A 20,994-nucleotide genomic window follows, 5' to 3' on the forward strand; every position below is an offset into this window, starting at 1 on the left:
TGGTGTCGTGTTCAGTCGTCCGCCGGTGCTTCGGCTTTCTCCGCGTCCGCTTCTTCTTCTTCGTCGTCGGCCCACGCGAACAGGTCGCGCAGCGGCGCGCCGACCTGTTCGATGTGGTGGTTCTCTTCTGCGTCCTTGAGCTGGGAGTACGACGGCCGGCCCGCCTGGTTCTCCAGAATCCACTCGCGGGCGAAGGTGCCGTCTTGGACCTCCTCCAGAATCTCTTCCATGTTCTCGCGGGCGTGCTCGTCGACGACGCGGTCGCCGCGGGTCAGCCCGCCGAACTCGGCGGTGTCAGAGACGGAGTCCCACATCTCGCCGAGTCCGCCTTCGTACATCAGGTCGACGATGAGCTTCAGTTCGTTCAGGCACTCGAAGTACGCCATCTCGGGGGAGTAGCCCGCGTCGACGAGCGTCTCGTAGCCCTGCTTGACCAGCGAGGTGACGCCGCCGCAGAGGACGGCCTGCTCGCCGAACAGGTCGGTCTCGGTCTCTTCTTGGAACGTCGTCTCGATGACGCCCGCACGGGTGCAGCCGAGGCCGTGCGCGTAGGCCAGCGCCTCCTCCTTGGCGTCGCCCGTCACGTCCTGGTAGACGGCGATGAGACCCGGCGTCCCCTCGTTCGCCTCGTAGTTGCGGCGGACGAGGTGGCCCGGCGACTTCGGTGCGACCATCGTCACGTCGACGTTCTCCGGGGGCCGAATCTGGTTGTAGTGGATGTTGAAGCCGTGGGCGAACTGGAGCGTGTCGCCGGCCTCAAGGGAGTCTCGAATCTCCTCGAACACCGCCGGCTGGACGGTGTCGGGGACGAGCACGGAGACGATGTCGCCCTCGGCGGCCGCCTCGGCCGGCTCTTTGACGCAGAGGCCGTCGGCTTCCGCGGCGTCGCGGGACGAGGAGTTCGCGCGGAGGCCGACGACCACGTCGACCCCGCTGTCGGCGAGGTTCTGCGCGTGGGCGTGGCCCTGACTGCCGTAGCCGATGACGGCTACGGTCTTGTCGTCGATCTGGGAGCGGTCGGCGTCGTCGTCGTAGTAAACTTCCGTGGTGAGTTCTGTCATTGCGTGTTCGTGTTTGGTTTGGTGGGTTCGCCGGAGGTTCCGGGTTCCTCTCCGGGGACGGTCTTCTTCGAGCCGTGGGCGAGCGCGGTCTGTCCGGTCCGAGCGATTTCGATGATGCCGAACCGCCGGAACGCGTCCACGGCGTCGTCTATCTTGCGCTCGTCGCCGGAGAGTTGGACCGTGATGGTCTCGGGGCCGGCGTCGAGGGTGCGGCCGTCGTACATCTCCGTGATGGCGTGGACCTTGTCAGGGTCCTCGCCGCGGACTTTCAGGAGGACGAGTTCCGCGCGGACGGCGTCGTCGTCCAGCTCGCCGACGGAGATGACGGGCTTGAGCTTCGCAAGCTGTTTTTCGATCTGGTCGATGCCCGGTTCGGGCTCCTCGACGACCATCGTGATACGGGAGTGGCCCTCGACGGTCGTCGGGCCCACGGTGAGGCTCTCGATGTTGAACTGGCGGCGGGCGGCGAGGCCGGCGACGCGCGAGAGCACGCCGGGTTCGTCCTCGACGATGGCCGAAAAGACCGTTCGCCGCGGTTCGTGTTCCGATTCCGCTTCGGGGTCGATGCGGATGCCCTGCGCGTTGCGTCGGCCGTCGGGGTGTGGCCGCTCGTCGGGCGCGGGGCCTTGCAGTCCTGTCCGATTGTCGCTCATAACTGGTCCTCCGAGAGTGCGAATTTGCCGTTCGCGCCGCCCGAGGAGACCATCGGGTAGACGTTCTCCGCCGGGTCGACGTGGAAGTCGATGACCGAGGGGCCGTCGTACGCGAGCGCTTCCTCGATGGCGCCGGGGACCTCCTCGTAGGAGTCGACGGTCCAGCCGCGCGCGCCGAACGCCTCGGCGAGCTTGTCGAACTGGGGACACCAGTCGTAGCCGGCGGCCATGCGTCGGCCCTCGAAGAAGGCGTCCTGCCACTGGCGAACCATCCCGATGTACTCGTTGTTCAGGATGGCGACGGTGATGTCGAGATTCTCGCGGACGGCGACCGACAGCTCCTGAATCGTCATCAGGAACGAGGCGTCGCCGTCGACGCAGACGACCGTCTCGTCGTCGTCGGCCGCGACCCGCGCGCCGATTGCGGCGGGCAAGCCGTAGCCCATTGTGCCGAGACCGTGGGACGAAACCCACCGCCGCGGCTCGGTGAACGTCCAGTACTGGGCGGCCCACATCTGGTGTTGACCGACGCCGCTCGTGACGATGGTCTCGTCGGGCGTGGCCTCATCGAGCGCCTCGACGACGAACTGCGGCTTCAGCGGCTCGTTGTCCGGGGCCGCGTAGTCCATCGGGTACTCCTCCTTCCAGGTGAGACACTGTTCGACCCACTCGCGCGCGTCGGGACTCTCGCCCAGTTCGGCGTCGACGCGCTCGATGGCGCGACCGGCGTCGCCGACGACCGGGTAGTCCGCGTGGACGTTCTTCGAGATTTCCGCCGGGTCGATGTCGATGTGGACGATTTCGGCCTCGGGCGCGAACGTGTCGATACCGCCGGTCAGGCGGTCGTCGAACCGCGTGCCGACCGCGATGAGGCAGTCGGTGTGCGTGATGGCCATGTTGGCGTAGCCGGTGCCGTGCATCCCCGCCCACGACAGGCAGAGTTCGTGGTCCTCCGGCATCGCGCCGATTCCGGGCATCGTGGTGACGACCGGAATCCGGTGCTCGGTCGCGAACTGCCGGGCGACCTCGGTCGCGTCGGCCTTGACGACGCCGCCACCGAACAGCAGGAGGGGCTTCTCCGCGCGCTCGATTGCGCGCGCGGCGGCCTCGACCTGCGAGTCGGCCGGGTCGGTGCGGGCGCGACACGTTTCGGGTGCCTGCGCCGGACCGGGCTCGCGGTCGGTCTCGTTGAGCGAGACGTCCTTCGGGAGGTCGACGAGCGTCGGGCCGGGTCGTCCCTCCGCGGCGAGCGCGAACGCTTCGCCGACGGTGTCGCCGACGGTGTCGGGCGACGAGGCGAAGTAGTTGTGCTTCGTGATGGGCGCGGTGACGCCCGTGGTGTCGGTCTCCTGGAACGCGTCGGAGCCGACCATGTCGGACGGGACCTGTCCCGTGAGCGCGAGCACCGCGTCGGAGTCCATGTTCGCGTCGGCGATGCCGGTCACGAGGTTCGTCGCGCCCGGACCGGACGTGGCGAGGCAGACGCCGGGGTCGCCGCGAACGACGCCGTACGCGTCGGCCGCGTGCGCCGCGCCCTGCTCGTGGGCCATCGTCACGTGACGGATGTCAGAGTGGTACAACGCGTCGTAGATGGGCATTATCGCCCCGCCCTGCACGCCGAAGGCGGTCTCGACGCCGGCGTTTTCGAGGGCGCGGACGACTGACGTCGAACCCGAGGTAATCTCGGTCGGCGTCTCGGTCGAATCGTCTGCCCCGTCGGTCGCGTCGGGGTCGGTCGTGGCTGCGGTTCGTTCGCTCATGTGTGGGCTCCGTGGTGTGTGGTCGGTCGTCGATACGGACTGTCTGGTGACTGCGTGTGGTGCTGGTGCGCCATTGTGGGGACTGCGGACGTGTCTGAAAACGGTGCGAATACGCGGGACGGAGAGATGGTGTGGTAGGGGGCTATGCCCCTACAATAATGAGCGACCGAATCGCACCGACGGCGGCGGCGCTGGCCCCGGCTTCCGAGGTCGCGCGAACCGCGTGTTCGTCGTGCGAGGTCATCGTATGCCACACGTCCGTCCCGGCCGTAATAATGCTTTCGCGGCGGGCAACGATTGCACGCCGCGCGGGAGGTCGGACGCGAGCAGGGCGGTCGCCCCGTAGGGCCACAGCCCGGCGCCATCAGGCGCGGACCTCCTCCTCCGTGTCGTCCTCGTGGGTGATACCCACGTCGCGGGCGAACACCTCGAGCGTCGCGTCGTCGACGCGTTCTTTCTCCGCGCCGTGGTCTTTGACGCGGCGGGTGACCTCCCGGACCTCGGCGTCCGAGGGTTCGAACCCGATATCTGCGAGGCGCTTGCGTACCGAGTGCGTCCCCGTGTGCTTGCCGAGTACGAACTCGCGGGTCGCGCCGACCATCTCCGGGGTCATGACGCCCGGTTCGAAGGTGTCGGCGTTCTCGATGACGCCGGCGGCGTGAATACCGCTCTCGTGGGAGAAGGCGTTGCGGCCGACGACCGGCTTGTTCGCCGGGACCGGGATGTCGGACGCCGCCTCGACGACGCGAGCCAGCTCGGTTATCTTCGTCGTGTCGATGCCGGTGTCGACGCCGTAGAGGGATTCGGCGGCCATGACGACCTCCTCGTAGGCGGCGTTACCGGCGCGCTCGCCGATGCCGTTGACCGACACCTGCGCTTGTGCGGCGCCGGCTTCGAAGCCGGCCATCGCGTTCGCCGACGCCAGTCCGAAGTCGTCGTGCGCGTGCACGTCGATTCTCGCGTCGGTGTGCTCTCTGACCGTCGCCACCATGCGGGCGAAGCGAGTCGGCGTCGCCACGCCGCAGGTGTCCGGCAGGTTGATCCAATCGACGCCCGCCTCGGAGACGGCCTCGACGACTTCGATGAGGAAGTCCTCGTCCGTTCGGGTGGCGTCCATCGGTGAGAACATTACTTCAACGCCCGCGTCGCGGACGTGTTCGACACTGCGGACGGCCCGCTCGACGGCTTCCTCGCGGGAAGCGTGCATCGAGTCGGCCAACTGGACGTCGCTGGTGCTCACGAACGTGTGCACCATGTCCACGCCGGAATCCAGCGCGGCTTCGATATCCTTGTCGACGACGCGGGCCAACCCGCACGTCGTCGCGTCCGTCGAAGCAGCGATATCTGCGACTGCTTCGAACTCCGCTTCCGAGTTCACCGGGAACCCGGCCTCGATGACGTGGGTACCCATGTCGTCGAGGGTTTCGGCGATGTCGCGCTTTTCCTCGTAACTGAACGAGGTTCGCGGTGACTGTTCGCCGTCGCGGAGTGTCGTGTCGAAGATTCGTACGTCTTCGATTTCAGATTGTTGGGCTAATGTGCCCTGGAAGAACTCGACCCGCCGGGGAACCCGACGAATCCTCCGTGTCGTTGTGAGACATCGTGTCAGTGACGTGCCCGAACTCCTATTTAAACGTTTCTCCCCGACAGTATCACGAACGTTCAGCGGGTGTTGCGTGACAACCACTTTCGGGGCTAATCGCTGTACCTAAACGTCCTTATATGATATCATGACATATGTTGACTTGATATGTCTGCTCGTCGTTCGATAGCTTCTGAGTAATAATATAACTAAATAGAGTTTAGAAACAAAATTTAGCACCCGGTGCGCGCACTCTCGACTGGACAAACGTGGAGCAAACTGCGACTGTCGTGTGAAACGTGATACCAATGTGCGTGTTCGTGCCGTCGAGGCCGTTCACTGCTCGACCGAACCCTTTTCTCGTCGCTCGACAACCGAGCGGGTATGGGCGATTTCAATCTCAACTTGCAGACGGCCGAAGAACACCTCGACGAGGACGACGCCGAGGGTGACGTGGTCCTCGGCGTCCTCGACGGGTCGACCCCGTCCGAGGAGTGGGTCCAGTCCGTCGCCCGCGGAAACGTCCTCTTTCTCGCCATCGAGGGCGACCTCAACAAGCTCGCGTCGGGCTTCGCACGCGACATCAAGGATATGGGCGGCCAGCTGATGCACTTCCGGAAGTTCCTCGTCGTCTCCCCGCCGGGCGTGGACATCAACACGGACGACCTCTGACCGGGCGGCCCGCTTCGCGGTCTCCGCGGTCCCGACGAACGGAACGAACCGACCAGAACCGGGCGCATCGGCCGCGGGGAGAGTTCTTATGCGCCGCGCGCCCCACGATACTGGCATGCCGATGAAAGGTCGCGGTACCTCCGACCTCCGCGAAATCGACCGATGGGACCACGGCGTCGGATGGCTCGCGTACCCCGACGAGACGATGCAGCGGGCCAGTCACGCCGTCGAAGTCGACGGCGACGTGTGGCTGTTCGACCCCGTCGATGCCCCCGGCGTCGACGACCTGTTCGCCGAATTCGGCGACGTGGCCGGCGTCGTGGTCGGACTCGACCGACACAAACGCGACTCGGCGGCCATCGCCAACCGCCACGAAGTACCGGTCTACGTCGCCTCGTGGATGACCGGCGTCGCCGACGAACTCGACGCGACCGTCGAACGCTTCGGGGCCGACCTCGCCGACTCCAGCTTCGAGGCGTTCCGTCTCGTCGACCGCTCCGTCCCGCCGTGGCAGGAGGTCGGCTTCTATCACGACGGGTACGACCTGCTCGTCGTCCCCGAATCGGTCGGCACGGTCGGCTACTTCTGCGCCCGCGGCGAGCACCTCGGCGTCCACCCGATGCTCCGGCCGTTCCCACCGCGGCGCGTGCTCTCCCAGTACGACCCCGAGCGGCTACTCGTCGGCCACGGCGCGGGCGTACCCGTGAACGCGGGCGACGAACTCCGGACCGCACTCGGCAACGCCCGACGAAACCTCCCGAGCGCCTACCTCCGGTCGCTCACCTCGATGCTCTCGAACTGATGTCAGACGACACAACCGCCGTCGGCAACGAGACCACGCCCGGCACCGAGACTGAGTCTGACCGCGCGACCGATAGAGCGGTCGACGAGTCGGAGCGACAGCGAGTCCACGTCACGCGAGGGCTCGTCGACGTGCTGCTCGATATGGCCGAGGAGGCCGAGCCGGCGTCCATGAACCTCGTTCTCGCGCCGACGCCCGCCGGCGAATTCGACGACGACCTCGGTCTCGACCCGGAGACGCCGGTTCTCACCCACTTCTACATGGCCGAGGCCGGCCAGTCCGTGAGCGCCGTCTTCGGGATGGACCTCGGGACGCCGGCCGGCCGCGGCCGCGCCCGCTTTCTCACCCACCCGCAGGGGCCGTTCGAACTCACGGAGCGCGACGACCTCGCGGCCGTGGTGCTCCTCGCCGTTCCCCCGTGGGAGGGGCGGACGCTGGCCGCCTTCGACCGCGCCGGGCGGAAGTTGAAACTCGTCGTGCTCGACGCCGAACCGCCGCGGGAAGAACTCGACTGAGCCGACCCCGTTCGGCCGGCCGGCGCTGCCGGCCCGCGGGTGGCGGCCGCTCGCCTCGGCCGACTACCGCAGATAGCCGAGGTCGGTCAGCTGTTCCGCTATCTCCTGGAACTCCGACTCAGAGAGGTCGCCGCCGGAGCGCTCGTGTTGGATGACGATGCTGCGCAGGAGGAACCGGACGAGGTCGCTCGTACTCGAGAACGTGGTTCCTTCGAGTGTGTCGTCGACGCGAGCAGCCAACTCCTTCGGTATCGAGACCGTCGTGTACTCGGTCATGGCTCGAACGTGGCTCCGGGCGGGGTTAACCCCAACGGTGGGTCACGAACCAAACGCCCGTCGCGGTTTTTCGGCGCTCACCGGCGGTATCACCGAAGGTCGGGGGTTTTTCCATGCGGGACATCCTATACACGTTCGATGGCCGCGAGACCGCCCCAAAACGATACGTCAGAGCCGGACTCAATCGAATTCGGTATTGCTGCGCTCGCCGCCGACGTCGACGCCGCAGACATCGACTACCCGGCAGACGCAAGAGAGATTGCGCGGGCGCTCGACGACGTCGCCGTGCCGATAGACGCCGCGGGCAACACGGTCGCGATAAGCGACGCCCTCGCCGCCGCGCCGAAAGACCGGTTCGACTCCCGCCGCGACCTCTTGGAGACGCTCCACCCCGTGTTCGAGGAGTTCCGCGCCAAGGCGTCGAAGAGTCTGATGGGTCGGCTCCGTTCGCTCGTCCCGTTCTGAAGGCGGTCTCGGTCGATTCACCCGGTTCCGACGGCCCGGCGCGAGCCGACGCCGACGCTCACTCCAGTTCTTCGATTCGTTTCATCTGCTCGCGGTGTAACGAGAGGATGAGGTCCGAGAGCACGCCGAACATCAGTAGTTGCACGCCGAAGAGGATGCCCGCCGCGGAGACGACGGCGATGACCTCGTGGGAGATAGCGCGGACGAACCACTCGTAGGCGACGTAGCCGGCGAGGCCGACCCCGGTCGCGGTCGACGTGAGCCCGACGCTCCCGAAGTAGAAAAGCGGGTTGTTGGTCTTGGCGCGGCGGTACAGTTCGAGGAAGATGATACCGCCGTCGCGGACCGGGTTGAGGTTCGTGTCCGACCCGTTCGGTCGAGGGTAGTACGTCGTGGGGACGACCGTCGTCTCGATGCCGCGTTTCGCACACTCGACGGCCATCTCCGTCTCGATGCCGAAGCCGTCGGAGGTGAGGGTCATGTCGAGGAACGACTCGCGGGTGAACGCGCGGTAGCCGCTGAGGATGTCGCGGAAGTCCTGCCCGTGGATGAACGCGAACGCCCGGTTGATGATGCGGTTTCCGACCTTGTTCAGCCGCGTCATCGCGCCCGGCCGCATGTCGGCGAAGCGGTCGCCGATGACGTGTTCGTACCCCTCGGTGAGCGGGTCGAGCATCTTCGTCGCGTCGCCCGCCTCGTAGGTTCCGTCGCCGTCGAGCATCAGGACGTACGTCGCTTCGACGTGCTCTTCGACCGCCTCCCTGACCGCCTGTCCCTTCCCGCTCCCGCGCTGTACGACGACGTGCGCGCCGGCCTCCTCGGCGAGTTCCCGCGTCCCGTCTGTGGAGTCGCCGTCGATGACGAGGACGTTGTGGAACCCCTCGTCTCGGTAGCTGGCGACGACCTCGGCGATAGTCTCCGCCTCGTTGTAGGTTGGGACGAGGACGCAAACGTCCGCGTAGTCCATCAGCGGGACATCCAGCGGACAGTATAAAAGGACTTCTGGATGTGTCCCCGCGAATCCGCGGGGCGAGAGCAACCTACAGCACTTTTATTCTTGGTGGGAAAACCACATTCCATGCGCGCACGCCTCCGTCGCCTCCTCGTCGCGACGTTCGGACTCCTCTCTCTGACGGGGGTCCCCTACCTCGTCTACCTCGCGTTGCTCCGGGTCGTCGACACCTCGGGGTCGCCCGCCCGGAAGTCCCCGGACGAACCGACCGTGAGCATCGTCCTCCCGACCTACAACGAGGCGAGCATCATCGAGGCGAAGCTCGAAGACATCCTCGCGCTCGACTACCCGATGGAGAAAGTCGAGGTGGTCGTCGCGGACGCGAGCGACGACGACACGCCCGCGGTCGTCCGCGACTTCTTCGCTGGACGCGACGCACCCGAACTGACGCTCCTCCACGACGACGAGCGCCGGGGAGTCGCACCCGCCCTCAACGAGGCGTTCGCGGCGGCGAGCAACGAACTGGTCTTCCGAACCGACGCCGACTCGAAGCTCGCACCGGACGTGCTCCGGCAGGCGGCGGGGAACCTCTCGGACCCGACCATCGGCGCGGTGACGGGCCAACAGTCCGAAGTCCTCGGCGACAGCGAGGTCGAATCGGATTACCGCGGTATCCTCACGAAGATTCAGGGCCTCGAATCCCACCTCGACTCGACGTTCATCTTCCACGGCCCCTGCTTCGCGTTCCGCGCCGAGGACTTCGTCCCCATCGCCCCCGACTCCCTCGCCGATGACACCGAACTCGCGCTTCGCATCCGCCGGGCCGGTAAGCGCGTCGTGATGGACCCCGCGATGGCGTTCACCGAGTCCGGCGTCTCTAAGTTCTCGAAGCGCCGACAGCGCAAGGACCGCCGGGCGATGGGCCTGCTCAAACTCCTCGTCCAGAACCGAGACATGCTCGGCCGCTACGGGTTCTACGGGACCGTCGTCCTCCCGTTCAACTGGTGGTTCATGGTCGTCTCGCCGTGGCTGCTCGCGGCGACCGTCGTGCTGGCGACCGCTGCCGGCGTCCTCCTCGCGGGGCCGCTCGGCCTCGCCGTGCCGGGTGCCGTCGCCGCCTTCGCGTGGGCCGGCCAGTCCGAACGCCTCGGTCCGCTCCAGCCACTGTACGCCGTCTTCGACTCGCAGGTGTCGCTGCTCGTCGCCGCGGTCGAACTCCTCCGCGACGAGGGCGACGGCACGTGGGAACTCGACCGCGAGTCGAGGGAGTACTTCGAATGAACGTCCTCTACGTCACGACGCGGTATCCTCCGCACACCGGCGGCGTCGAGGCACACGTCGCCGAGCTCGCGACCCGGCTCGCAGCGGCGGGACACGACGTGACGGTCCTGACCGCCGACGCCGAGGGACTCACCCGCTCGGCGGAGTACCGAGACGGCGTCCGGGTGATTCGACACCCCGGCGTCGCCCCCGGCGGCGCGTTCCACGTCGCCCCGGAGATACTGGCGACCGTGCGCCGCCTCGCCCGCGGTGCCGACCTCGTCCACGCCCACAACTACCACTCGCTTCCGCTCCTGTTCGCGGCGCTCGGCGTCGCTGAGACCCCCTTCGTCGCCACGCCGCACTACCACGGCGGGAGCGCCTCCGACCTGCGGGACAAACTGCTGTCCGTCTACCGAGCCCCGGGCGGGTGGGCGCTCCGCCGCGCCGACGCCCGCATCGCCGTGAGCGACTGGGAGCGCCGCCAACTCGCAGACGACTTCGGGGTCGAGGCGACGGTGATTCCGAACGGTCTCGACGTGGCGCGGTTCGCCGAGGCGTCGCCCGACCCCGAGTGGGCGGACCGCGACTACCTGCTTTCTGTCGGTCGGTTAGCGGAGTACAAAGGCGTTCAGCACGTGATTCGAGCCCTCCCCGGCCTCGAATACGACCTCGCGGTCGCCGGCTCCGGCGACTACGGCCCGGAGCTGAAGCGACTCACCCGCGAGGTCGGCGTCGAAGACCGCGTTCACTTCCTCGGTTTCGTCGCCGACGAGGACCTGCCGGGGCTGTACGCCGGCGCGGCGGCGTTCGTGACGATGTCGGAGTTCGAGGCCTACGGGATGACGGTCGCCGAGGCGCTCGCCGCGGGCACCCCGTGCGTCGTCCGCAACGCGGGAGCGCTCGTCGACTGGGCGGACCGCGACGACTGCGTCGGCGTCGACCCCGCGGCTCTCGTTTCGGGCATCGAGCGCGCGGTCGACCTCGACGCGCCGGCGGAACCGCTTCCGGCGTGGGAGTCCGTGGTCGAGCGGACGACTGCGGTCTACGACACGGTCTGTCGGGGCGGCTGGAACGCGGCGCACTGAGAACCGAACCGGGTCGGGTCGGGTCGGGCTGAGTCGATGCGGCGGTCCTCGATGCCGGCGTCGCTCGCTTACTCGCCCGAGAGCCCGGGGACCGTGTTTCTGACCGTCTCGCGGAAGTGGCTGCTCAGTCCGAGGAGCGCCGTGAAGTATGCGACGGCACCGAACCCGACGACGAGCAGCAGCGAGACCCACCCGGTAATCGAGACGGCGTATTCGAGGACCGACCAGACGAGGGCAAACATGACCGCGCCGGCGACTGTCTGTTCGAGCATCGGACGCGTGAACACGACGCCGCCGAACTCGCGGTGGGCGACGTACTGGAAGACGGCGTGTCGAACGACCTCCGCGGCGACCGTGCTGGCGACGACGCCGACGAGCCCGTAGACGCTCCCGAGCACGACCGCGGCCGGGAGGTGCAGGAGGACGATGAAGCTGTTCACCCGGAAGACGAGCTCCGGGCGGTCGGTGCCCTGTAGGACGGCCTCGAAGGGGTGGCGGTAGGCATTGCCGATCTGGAACAGGGTCATTCCGACGACCACGAGTACCGGCGTGTTGGCGAAGTCGCTACCGAACAGCGTCGTCACCAACTCCTTCGGCATCGCGGCCGCGCCGAAGAAGACCGGAATCGCGATGAGCCCCGCGTAGGAGATGGAGTTTATCAGGTCGAACCGCACGTCGCCGCCGACGGAGTCGACGCCGCTCGACTTGACGTTCAGCACGTTTCCGATGGTCGTCGCGAACATCGCCCCGGGCTGGGCGAGCTGAATCGAGACCGAGTAGTACGCGACCGAGGCCGGGCCGACGAACGCCTGGATGATGAGCACGTCGGCGCTAGAGTAGAAATTCGACAGCATCGAGGTCGGAACGCTCCACCGGGCGAAGTCGTAGATTCGCTCTGCGACCCGTTTCGTCGGGCGCGCGGGGAGGACGCGCGAGAGGACCGCGGCGAGGACGGCCGTTCCGACCGTCGCGATGGCCAGACCGAGAACGAGCCCGAACGCCTCGAAGCCGAGCCAGTAAAAGAGCAGCTGGAGCGCGATGGTCAGGAGGCTCCGGATGCCGTCGACCCACGAGGAGACCGCCGGGTGACCCGTGCCGGCGTAGAGCTTGTTCGCGATGTTGAACAGTCCGAGCGACACCACCACGAGCACCACGCCGACGGCCAGTTCGCGGGTTCCGAAGTAGTCGACTGCGTAGGGTTCGAGGAGTACGTACGCGCCGGCGACGACGAGCGAGAACGCGAGGTGCGCGAGGAGCGCCGTCCCGAAAAAGGAGCCGGGCTCGACGCCGACCTCGCTCACCCGCTTTTTCACCGCCGCACCGATACCGCTCGGAACCTGCGTGAGGACGAATGCGGCGGCGAGGACGGTCCGGTACGTTCCCCAGCCGACGTCGCCGAGGAGGTTCGCAAAGATGACGACGCCGGCGAAACCGGTACCGGCGGTGAGGACCTTCGAAAACAGGGAAAGGAACGCCTCGCGGCCGATGGAGAGGCTGTCTGTCTTTTTCATGGGAGGCTGAACGACCGGCGTGCGAGGGAGTAGTCAGTCACGGCTGGGTCAGAGATAGCCGAGTTCGCGGAGGCGGTCCGCCGTCGCGCCGTCGACGCCGAGTTCGTCTTCGGCGGACCGGGCGCGCTCCGCGTAGTCGGCGACGGGCGTCTCGAAGAACGAGTCGTCGAGCGACTCGGCGTCGAACGGTTCGTCGGTCTCGGCCTGCCAGCACGGGCGGTCGGCGTCGAGACGGTAGGACTCTCGACTCCCGTCGTCGGCCCAGACGAACTTGCGGTCACCGTCGTAGACGGCGCGGAGCATCCGGTTCGTGTCCCGCGCCTGTTCGGCGAGCTTGTGCTGTTTGCCGCTGTGGCCGATTCGCTCGACGGGAATCCGCGCGCCGGTCACGTCGGGGCGCTCCCCGCGGGCGAGGCCGACGAGGAGGTCGCCGAGCCGAAGGTGCGAGACGTATCCGTCGACGACGTCGGTCCCCTCACCGGGCGCGTTCACGACCACGAGTGGGACGTGCGTCAGCGCTTCGTTGAGGCTGCTTTCGGTGTGACCCCACAGGCCGCCGTCGGCCTCGAACGCGAGGTTGTCGCCGTGGTCGGAGGTGACGACGAACGTCGTCTCCTCGTCGGTCGCCGCCCGCACCTCATCGATGAACGAACACACCTTGCGGTCGAGGTAGTCGATGGCCGCGCCGTAGAGGTCGCGGTAGCGCGTCATCTCGGTCTCGTCGCCCTCGGCGACGATTCGCGACCAGTCGAGGCGCTCGGAGCTCCACGAGTTCGGCGCGTCGTGGAGACTCCCGTCGTAGCCGAGGATGTGCCGTAGGGGACCGTGGGCGTCCATGAAGTTCGTAAAGAGGAAAAACGGCTCGTCGGACGCGCCGACGAGGCGGTTTGCCTGCCCGATGAGCGTCTTCGCGCCGTCGTCCATCGGCTTCGGAACCGGCGCGGTCGCAAGCGTGTTGTCGACCTGGACTGCCGCGCCGTTGAGGAGGCTCTGGACCGGCTTGTCGTGTTCGAGCGCGCGCCTGAGAAACTCGAGTTGTTTCCCGAGGCCGGTCTTCTCGCAGGACTGGCCGAACCGGGCCACGTCGATGCCCTCGGGAAAACGCCGGTCGGGAGAGATGTTGGAGAACTCGTCGAAGAAGCCGTCGAATCCGAACGACGACCCGGCCCAGACGTTGGCGCTCACGCCGAGCGCGCGGTGGTCCGGAAGCTCGGCGAGAAACGTGTCGTCGCGACCGATACCCGAGAAGTCGCGGTGATAGGCGTGAACGCCGTGTTCGTGGGGGAGCGTCCCCGTGAACATGCTCGCGTGGCTCGGGGCGCTCCAGGTGCTGGCGGTTCGGCACTGGTCGTAGACGATGTCCGCCCGCTCCTGGAGCCGCGAGGAGAAGGAATCGAAGAAGTCCTTTCGGACAGTATCGAGACAGATAAGGACGACATTTCTCATACGTCGGTACAGGTGGGTGATGTGGCGGCCATAGAAAGGTTCTTCGGGACCGAAATCGCCGCCGAAACCGCCCGAAATCGGGAGGAAGCGGTCGCCGACCGGCGCGTCAGCTGTTCAGATGTAGCCGAGGTCGCTCAGGCGCGCCTTCGTCGTCTGGTCCACGTCGTGGTCGGTGCTCGCGGTGACGGCCTCGCGCTTGTACTCGTCGAGCGGAACGTCGAAGAACGCCTCGTCGAGGTCGCTGACGTCGACGTCCTCCGCCGCGAGTTCCTGCCAGTTCGGTCGATCCGGGTCGAGTCGGTGGCGAAGCCGAGTCCCGTTGGAATCCCACTCGTACTTGTCGACCCCGTCGTAGACGACGCGGATCATGCGGTCCCAGTCGCGGCGCTCCGCCTCGGACGCGTCGGCGGCCATGTTGGAGCCGATTCGCTCGGCGGCGATGCGCGCTTCGAACACGTCGGGCGTCTCCCCGCGGGCGAGTCCGACGAGCAAGCGACCGAGGTCGACGTGCGAGAAGTAGCCGGTCTCGCTGTCGTCGTAGCCCTCGGGCGCGTTGACGACGAGAAGCGGGACGTGGAGCAGCCCCTCCGTGAGGACGCCCTTGTGGGCGAGGAGGCCGCCGTCGGCCTCGAACGCGAGGTTCTCGCCGTGGTCGGCGGTGATGACGAACGTCGTCTCTCGGTCCGTCTCAGCCTGCACGCGGTCGACGAACGAACACACCTTGCGGTCGAGGTAGTCGATGGCCGCGCCGTAGAGCCCGCGGGTGTGTTCGATGTGCTCCCGGTTCTCTTCGAGTTTGCCGGAGACGTTGACCTCGTGGGTGCTGTATTCGCCCGTCGTCCACGAGTACGGCGCGTCGTGGAGGTCTGAGTCGTAGCCGCGGACGTGGGTGAGCGGACCGTGGGCGTCCATGAAGTTCGTGAACATGAAAAACGGGTCCGCGTCGCCGTGTTCGCGGACGAGCTTCACCGCCTCGCGCGCGACGATGTTTGCCCCGTCGTCGAGCGGCTTCGGCACGGGGAGCTCGGCGAACTGTCGGTCGAACTCGACGAGCGCGCCGTTGGCGAGGCTCTGGACCGGGTGGTCACTGGCGAGCGAGGCTTTCAGGAAGGCGAGGTAGCGGGCGAGCCCCGTCTCCTCACACTCCTGTCCGAACTTTTCGGCGTCGATGCCATCGGGGAACCGCCGGTCGGGCGAGACGCTGGTAAAGTCGTCGAAAAGCAGGTCGAAGCCGAACGCGTCGCTGGCGTAGACGTTCGCGCTCGACCCGAACGCCCGGTGGTCCGGGAGGTCAGCGAGAAACGTGTCTTCCCGACGGAGCCCTGAGAAATCCCGGTTGTACACGTGAATCCCGTGTTGGTGCGGTAGTTTCCCGGTCATCATGCTCGCGTGGCTCGGAACGCTCCAGCCACTCGCAGCCCGACACTGGTCGAAAGAGGCGTCGGCCCGCTCGCGCAACCGCTCGGCGAACCGGTCGAAGTAGTCCTTCCGGACGGTGTCGAGGCAGATGAGGACGACGTTTCTCATTTCGGGTTGTCGGCGATTCTTCGCCGGAGGTTATAGCACCTTCGAGTGCGCCGACCGCTGAGCAACAGATATTTGAACGCACCTGCCACACCACCGAAGCAATGAACACCGTGTTGATCACCGTCGACGCGCTCCGGGCCGGCCACGTCGGCCAGTACGGCTACCAGCGGGACACGCTTCCGGTCCTCGACCGCCTGCTCGACGACGACTCGACGCTGTTCACCGCCGCCTTCGCCAACGGGACCAACACGGGAATTTCGGTTCCGTCGCTTCTCACCTCCCGGTACCGCGGGGACGAGCACGCTCGCGACGGGCCAAACATCGCCTCTCCGCTCCCCGACGAGGTATCGACCGCCGGCATCCATTCGAACACCTATTTCGCGAGCCGCGTCCCCCGCCCGGCCGACTTCGACCACTTCGACGACTTCGGCATCATGGACTCCGAGGACTCGGGGTCGCCGTCGGCGGCCCACAGGCTGTTTCGGCGGACGATGGACCTCGTCCGTCCGACGGTCGAGTCGCTCGGGATACGTCCCCTCGCCGAACGGATTCAGGAGGCCGTCTTCCCAGCGTCGCTCATCATGGAGCAGACGGTGTACGAGAACGCCGAGAAGACGACCGACCGGGCCCTGGAGTGGCTCGACGGCGTCGACGGCGACTTCTTCCTGTGGGTCCACTACATGGACCCACACCGCCCCTACGGCATCGACCTCGAGGACCCGGCGTACGGCGAGCCCGCCGACGAGTCGGAGATTCGCCGTCTCATGTCCAAGGCGGGAATCCACCCCGAAGACGTGACCGAAGCGGAGCGTCGGCGAATCGTCGACCTCTACGACTCTGATATCCGGTACACGTCCGACCACATCGACCGCTTCCTCGACGGGTTGCAGTCGCTCGGCCGCTACGACGAGACGGATATCATCCTCACCGCCGACCACGGCGAGGAGTTCGCCGACCACGGGAACTACTACCACCGGAACCGCCCCTACGACGAACTGACGCACGTCCCGCTCGTGGTGAAGTCCAACCGGGGCGACGGCGGGGTCGTCGACGAACAGCGCGAACTGCTCGACCTCGCGCCCACGGTAGCGCGAAACCACGGCGTCGAACCACCGAGCGCGTTCCGCGGGACCGACCTCTTCGAGGGCGGTCCCCGGCGGGTCGTCTCGACCGGATCGTTCAGCGACGCCGGCCCCGTCGTCGGCGTCCGCGAGGACGGCTGGAAGTACATCGCGGTCGACGGCGAGGAAGACGAACTGTACGACCTCCGCGCCGACCCGAAAGAGCGCGAGAACGTCGCGGCCGACCACCCCGACCGCTGTGCCTCGTTCCGGTCGGAGATTCCGCCGCACCTGCTGCGCGAGACGACCGAGGGCGTCCCGGAGGCCGACGACGTGAGCGAGGACGTACAGAAGCGACTCGAAGAACTCGGATATATGGATTGACCGCGAGGAGACGTCGCCAGCGGCGATAGCGTGGTGTCGTCCCGCTACGACGGGACGCTACAGGTAGCCGAGCGAAGAGAGCTTGCTGTCGAGCCCGACATCGTCGGGATCGGTGGATGCGGCGGGCGGCTCGTGGGTTCCCTCGTCAGTCGCCTCGGTGACGACCCACGGAACGCGAATGAGTTCCGGGACTGGGGTCGATTTGTGGTGGCCGTACAGCCCCCACTCGCCGAAACACTCGCCGTGGTCCGACGTGATTATCACCCGCTCCGAATCGAGGTTCGAGAGGAGGAGTTCGAGGTCGTCGAGCGCCCAGCGTAGGTTGTCTAGGTAGCCCTCCCACGCCTCCTCACGAGTTATCTTTCCGTCGAGAATCGCGCCGAATATCCCGGACCGGTCGTTCGCGTCGTCCTCGATGGCGAGCGCCCCGCAGTCGTGCTTCTCGAAGTGCGGGTACGGCGTGTGCGGCTGTTGGTACTGGATAATCGTTCGCGCTGGATCGAGTTCGCGGTGAGCCGCTATCGAGCGGTTCGTCACCGTCCGCGGCCGGACGCTCCCGATGTCGGCCTCCCAGGCGTCCCGCCACACCTCGTCCAACAGCAACCAGTCGTTGGGGTCGAGCATGGCGTCAGAGTTCGGGTTGAACGTGACGAACGCCGTCTGATCCATCTCCTCGCGATACTCTTCGGTGAAGTTGTACCGCATGAACTCGCGGGAGTTCGACCCGAGCGAGGTGGCCGTCGGGACGCGACCGTTGGGGAGGAAATCGTACCCCGATGCGACCGCTTCGAGGGCGTCGGGACGGCACGTGTCCAAAATAATCAGCGCGTCCCAGTCCCGCTCGTATATCGGTCTCCCAAGTCGTGGAGCGCGTGAATACGCCCGCCGAACCGCGCCCCCCAGTAGCTCCGCGGCGCTGACTTTCGCCGCGGTCCCGAGATTCAGATTCTGATAGTACCACCGTGCGTTAGATACCCAATCGCCAAGCCCCATAGGGTACACTCCTTTCAGGGGGGTTTGAACGTTTCTCCACAGAAATACAGTTTGATAATTAGGAACCGGGTATCCTACCGGTCGGTGTGAGACCAGCGACGGTCACGTGTCGGCGTATTCGCAGAACGCCTTCCTGCCCGCCTGGCTGAACTCGTCGCAGTCGACCTGGAAGCCGTAGTGGGCTTCCATCTCGGGGAGCGTCATCCGCGTCGCTGCGATGCGCGCTTCGAGCGCGCCCTTCCGCTGGAACTCCGCCGGGGCCTCGTGTCGTTCGAGCGGGAGCGATTTCAGGTAGGCGTACGGGAACGTCGCGAGGTCGTAGAGGCGCTTTAGGACCTCGCGGGGGAGGCTCCGCGGTCGCTCGAAGATGTAGTGGTGTTCGTGGTGGAGCGTCCACCGAATCGCGCTCCAGAAGGAGACACCCGACTGGAAGTCGGTTATCTTCCCGTGGATGTCGCGGCTGATTTCGCCGCGCAGGTCGAAGTCGTAGCCCAGCGAGTCCGAGACGTGACCGTGGTCCAGCCAGATGAGCGCGTCGCGGGCGTACAGCCGTCGCCAGTGGTCGCGGTCCTCTGCGCCGCCCACGTCGTAGTACGGCACGTCGAGCAGGAGTCCGCGGGGGGCGATGTTCATCCCGCGCCCGCTGAGGAAGAAGGGACGGTCGACCTGCGCCTCCAGCGCGTGGAATATCTCGACGAAGTCCTCGATGACCCCCTCGTGGTAGTAGTCGTCCGTGTCGAGCGATTCGAGGACGTACTCGCCGCGGGACTCCTCGAAGGAGATGTTTCGGTCCCCGCCGAGCCAGTCGCACTCGTCCGACCGGTCAAGGACCGCCCGCAAGTTGTCGAATTCGGCCTCCAGCTCGCGGAGGATATCGCGGCTACCGTCGGTCGAACCGCCGTCGACGACGACGACCTCGTACAGCTCCTCGTCGACCTGCTCAACCATGCTCCGAAGCGACTCCTCGATGGTCTCGGCCATGTTGTAGTTACAGACCGCGATGGAGTAGCGAGGGGAACTGGGCATACTCAGAGTGCCCCACACGAGGTTAAAAATCAACTGTCCGGTCGTCATCGCAGTCGCGTGCTCATCGTATTCTCTATCAACATTGATAACTGGGGGGCAAGGCTGATATAGCACCACGCGGAGACTCCGTACAATGCGGAGCGTAAAGACGACTGTCGAATCCGTGGTTTCGCGGCTTGGTTACCCCGAGATTGCCACGACGCTCATCGACAAGTCGCCCGCGGAGACGAACTTCTCACGGGGGCGGAACGTCGGCATCGAATCCGGCTGTTCGATGCGAGGAGATATCTCACTCGGTGACGACGTGCACGTCGGTCCCGACTGCGTACTCAACGGGACGGTAGGTCTCGGACGGGGGACGAATCTCAACGGTCGGAACACACTCAGAGGGACCGTCGATATCGGACGATACTGTGCCGTTGCCCCCGGCGCGGAGTTCCGGTCGCAGAACCACACGACCGCGAACCCGACGCTGCAGTTGAAACTGTACCGACAGGTCACCGGCGACGAGTTGGCGTGGACCTCGAAAGGAGACATCGACGTCGGGAGTGACGTGTGGATCGGTTCGAACGCGACCGTCCTCTCGGGAGTCTCTATCGGCCACGGCGCAATCGTCGGCGCGGGGGCCGTCGTGACGAGCGACGTAGAGCCCTACGCGGTTGTCGCGGGCGTCCCCGCCGAACGAAAGAAGTGGCGGTTCGACGAACACATCCGAGAGGAACTGCTCGACACGGCGTGGTGGAACTGGTCGGAGGAGAAGGTAGCAGAGAACAGGCAGTTCTTCGAGACGGACCTCACGAGCATCGAGAGCGTCTCCGACGTGCTCGGGTGAGACTGCCGGACGAATTCGAATCGGAACCCCGGCTGATTACTTGTAGCCGAGATTCTCCAGGCGCTCCGTGACCTCCGCGGAGGTGGCGCGGCTGCTGGACTCGACGCCGTCGTCGGTGATAGTCGGCCGCTCGCCGTCGAGGACCGCCCACGGGACCGTCACGAGGCCGGGGTGGCGGTGGTACGGCAGGTGTTGGTGGTAGGTGAATGGCAGCGGCCACGACTTTGCTTCGACCACGTTGCCGTGGTCGGACGTGAGGACGATGCGCTCGTCGAACGCGTCGATGAGCCGTTGGACCTCGTCCATCGCGTAGGTCAGGTTCTCGCCGTACGCCTGCCACATCTCTTCTTCGTCGACGATGCCCTTGGCCGCGGCCTCGAAGACGTTTCCGGCGCGGTCGTCGCCGTCCATGTCCAAGTCCTCGAACAGTTGGTAGGTACAGAAGTGGAGGTCCGGGCGGCCGACGAACGGGACGTGCGGTTGCATCAAGTGGACGATGAGCCGCTTGTCCGGGTACTCTTCGCGCGCTCGAATCGCGGCGTCGATGATGGGTCCGGGGAGAATCGCCTCCACGTCGTCGTCGTAGGCGTCCTGCCACACTTCGAAGAGCTTGTGCCACTTGTCCGGCACCTTCTTCGAGACCTGCGGGTTGCCCGAGACGTAGACGATGTCCCCGTACTCGTCGGGGAACGAGACCGGGAGCCACTCGGGAGTCGCGCTCGCTCGACTGGTCTCCGCGCGGTAGTCGTCGAACTGGTCGAGGTCGACGAACTCCTCGAAGAGGTCGGCCCGGCACGCGTCAAGGACGACGAGCGTGTCCCAATCCGCGTCGACCACGTCGATTCCGCGCCTGCCCGGATACAGTTTCGTCTGAATCGCCCCGTTTCCCCGCCGCATCAGCGTCCCCCGCCACCAGTTCAAACTCCGGCCGTTCTCGGCGATCTGCGAGAGGCCGTATTTGATCCGGTCGAATGCGTTCGACATAGAGGACCGGACCCAACCGACCAAAGAAAAACTTTCTATGGCTTCGGAACAGGACGGGCCGCGACGGCGACCCGCCGTCACAGCGACCCCATAACCGTAGACGCCCCGCTACCCGGGTATCCGCTTTCGTCGACGGGTCGGACT

General features: G+C 66.3%; 20 protein-coding genes. 8 read left to right on the top strand and 12 right to left on the bottom strand.

The window, feature by feature from the left end:
- Positions 1–11: 11 nt before the first annotated feature.
- The 4 genes from ilvC to C5B91_RS05980 form a co-directional block, all read right to left on the bottom strand.
- On the bottom strand, positions 12–1,061 hold the full coding sequence (ilvC, locus tag C5B91_RS05965; protein ID WP_115819231.1) for a ketol-acid reductoisomerase: 1,050 nt from the start codon (positions 1,059–1,061) through the stop codon (positions 12–14).
- The gene (gene ilvN, locus C5B91_RS05970; RefSeq protein WP_008093383.1) at positions 1,058–1,714 is read right to left on the bottom strand and encodes an acetolactate synthase small subunit; all 657 of its coding nucleotides are present in this window, start codon (positions 1,712–1,714) and stop codon (positions 1,058–1,060) included. Before ilvN ends, ilvC begins: the two co-directional genes overlap by 4 nt.
- Positions 1,711–3,474 carry a biosynthetic-type acetolactate synthase large subunit gene (ilvB, locus tag C5B91_RS05975; protein ID WP_008093385.1) on the bottom strand — a complete coding sequence of 588 codons (1,764 nt, stop codon included), beginning with the start codon at positions 3,472–3,474 and terminating at the stop codon, positions 1,711–1,713. The genes ilvN and ilvB overlap by 4 nt, the downstream gene beginning before the upstream one ends.
- A 364-nt stretch (positions 3,475–3,838) precedes the next feature.
- Positions 3,839–5,083, bottom strand: a complete 1,245-nt coding sequence (locus C5B91_RS05980) for a LeuA family protein (protein ID WP_231608308.1) — start codon at positions 5,081–5,083, stop codon at positions 3,839–3,841.
- 357 nt (positions 5,084–5,440) lie between these two features.
- Here C5B91_RS05980 and C5B91_RS05985 point away from each other — a divergent pair, with 357 nt between their 5' ends.
- The 3 genes from C5B91_RS05985 (at position 5,441) to C5B91_RS05995 (ending at position 7,045) form a co-directional block, all read left to right on the top strand.
- Positions 5,441–5,728: a DUF5779 family protein gene (locus C5B91_RS05985; RefSeq protein ID WP_008093389.1), complete on the top strand. Its 288-nt coding sequence runs from the start codon at positions 5,441–5,443 to the stop codon at positions 5,726–5,728.
- Positions 5,729–5,843: 115 nt separating this feature from the next.
- On the top strand, positions 5,844–6,530 hold the full coding sequence (locus C5B91_RS05990) for a hypothetical protein (protein WP_115819232.1): 687 nt from the start codon (positions 5,844–5,846) through the stop codon (positions 6,528–6,530).
- Entirely contained in the window at positions 6,530–7,045 is a 516-nt protein-coding gene (locus C5B91_RS05995; protein ID WP_008093392.1) for a hypothetical protein, read from the top strand. Before C5B91_RS05990 ends, C5B91_RS05995 begins: the two co-directional genes overlap by 1 nt.
- A 63-nt stretch (positions 7,046–7,108) precedes the next feature.
- Here the strand turns inward: C5B91_RS05995 and C5B91_RS06000 are convergent, their stop codons facing one another.
- On the bottom strand, positions 7,109–7,321 hold the full coding sequence (locus tag C5B91_RS06000; RefSeq protein WP_004976972.1) for a ribbon-helix-helix domain-containing protein: 213 nt from the start codon (positions 7,319–7,321) through the stop codon (positions 7,109–7,111).
- Between the two features lie 138 nt (positions 7,322–7,459).
- On the opposite strand from C5B91_RS06000, the gene C5B91_RS06005 reads away from it, so the two are divergent.
- Positions 7,460–7,786, top strand: coding sequence for a hypothetical protein (locus C5B91_RS06005; protein WP_008093396.1), 327 nt, complete (start codon positions 7,460–7,462; stop codon positions 7,784–7,786).
- Positions 7,787–7,844: 58 nt separating this feature from the next.
- Here the strand turns inward: C5B91_RS06005 and aglJ are convergent, their stop codons facing one another.
- Positions 7,845–8,753, bottom strand: coding sequence for an S-layer glycoprotein N-glycosyltransferase AglJ (gene aglJ / locus C5B91_RS06010; RefSeq protein ID WP_008093398.1), 909 nt, complete (start codon positions 8,751–8,753; stop codon positions 7,845–7,847).
- Between the two features lie 111 nt (positions 8,754–8,864).
- On the opposite strand from aglJ, the gene C5B91_RS06015 reads away from it, so the two are divergent.
- A complete protein-coding gene (locus tag C5B91_RS06015; RefSeq protein WP_008093400.1) occupies positions 8,865–10,019 on the top strand; it encodes a glycosyltransferase in 1,155 nt (384 codons plus the stop codon).
- On the top strand, positions 10,016–11,086 hold the full coding sequence (locus C5B91_RS06020; RefSeq protein WP_115819233.1) for a glycosyltransferase family 4 protein: 1,071 nt from the start codon (positions 10,016–10,018) through the stop codon (positions 11,084–11,086). The genes C5B91_RS06015 and C5B91_RS06020 overlap by 4 nt, the downstream gene beginning before the upstream one ends.
- Before the next feature lie 68 nt (positions 11,087–11,154).
- Here C5B91_RS06020 and C5B91_RS06025 read toward each other — a convergent pair whose 3' ends face one another.
- The 3 genes from C5B91_RS06025 to C5B91_RS06035 form a co-directional block, all read right to left on the bottom strand.
- Positions 11,155–12,597 carry a lipopolysaccharide biosynthesis protein gene (locus tag C5B91_RS06025; protein WP_049968472.1) on the bottom strand — a complete coding sequence of 481 codons (1,443 nt, stop codon included), beginning with the start codon at positions 12,595–12,597 and terminating at the stop codon, positions 11,155–11,157.
- 48 nt (positions 12,598–12,645) lie between these two features.
- Positions 12,646–14,043 (bottom strand): sulfatase-like hydrolase/transferase, encoded by a 1,398-nt coding sequence (locus C5B91_RS06030; RefSeq protein ID WP_115819234.1) that lies wholly within the window; start codon positions 14,041–14,043, stop codon positions 12,646–12,648.
- A 114-nt stretch (positions 14,044–14,157) separates the two neighbouring features.
- Positions 14,158–15,570: a sulfatase-like hydrolase/transferase gene (locus C5B91_RS06035; protein ID WP_115819235.1), complete on the bottom strand. Its 1,413-nt coding sequence runs from the start codon at positions 15,568–15,570 to the stop codon at positions 14,158–14,160.
- Positions 15,571–15,671: 101 nt separating this feature from the next.
- On the opposite strand from C5B91_RS06035, the gene C5B91_RS06040 reads away from it, so the two are divergent.
- Positions 15,672–17,015, top strand: coding sequence for a sulfatase-like hydrolase/transferase (locus C5B91_RS06040; protein ID WP_008093410.1), 1,344 nt, complete (start codon positions 15,672–15,674; stop codon positions 17,013–17,015).
- Between the two features lie 57 nt (positions 17,016–17,072).
- Here C5B91_RS06040 and C5B91_RS06045 read toward each other — a convergent pair whose 3' ends face one another.
- On the bottom strand, positions 17,073–17,831 hold the full coding sequence (locus C5B91_RS06045) for a hypothetical protein (RefSeq protein ID WP_008093412.1): 759 nt from the start codon (positions 17,829–17,831) through the stop codon (positions 17,073–17,075).
- Between the two features lie 279 nt (positions 17,832–18,110).
- Complete coding sequence (locus C5B91_RS06050; protein ID WP_081909207.1) at positions 18,111–19,034, bottom strand: glycosyltransferase family 2 protein; 924 nt, start codon at positions 19,032–19,034, stop codon at positions 18,111–18,113.
- Between the two features lie 133 nt (positions 19,035–19,167).
- Between C5B91_RS06050 and C5B91_RS06055 the strand changes: the two genes are divergently transcribed.
- Positions 19,168–19,866: a CatB-related O-acetyltransferase gene (locus C5B91_RS06055; protein WP_049905203.1), complete on the top strand. Its 699-nt coding sequence runs from the start codon at positions 19,168–19,170 to the stop codon at positions 19,864–19,866.
- A gap of 36 nt (positions 19,867–19,902) precedes the next feature.
- Here C5B91_RS06055 and C5B91_RS06060 read toward each other — a convergent pair whose 3' ends face one another.
- Positions 19,903–20,850, bottom strand: coding sequence for a hypothetical protein (locus C5B91_RS06060; protein ID WP_008093414.1), 948 nt, complete (start codon positions 20,848–20,850; stop codon positions 19,903–19,905).
- Positions 20,851–20,994: the final 144 nt, after the last annotated feature.

The organism is Haloferax sp. Atlit-10N, assembly GCF_003586325.1.
GTDB classification, from domain to species: domain Archaea; phylum Halobacteriota; class Halobacteria; order Halobacteriales; family Haloferacaceae; genus Haloferax; species Haloferax prahovense.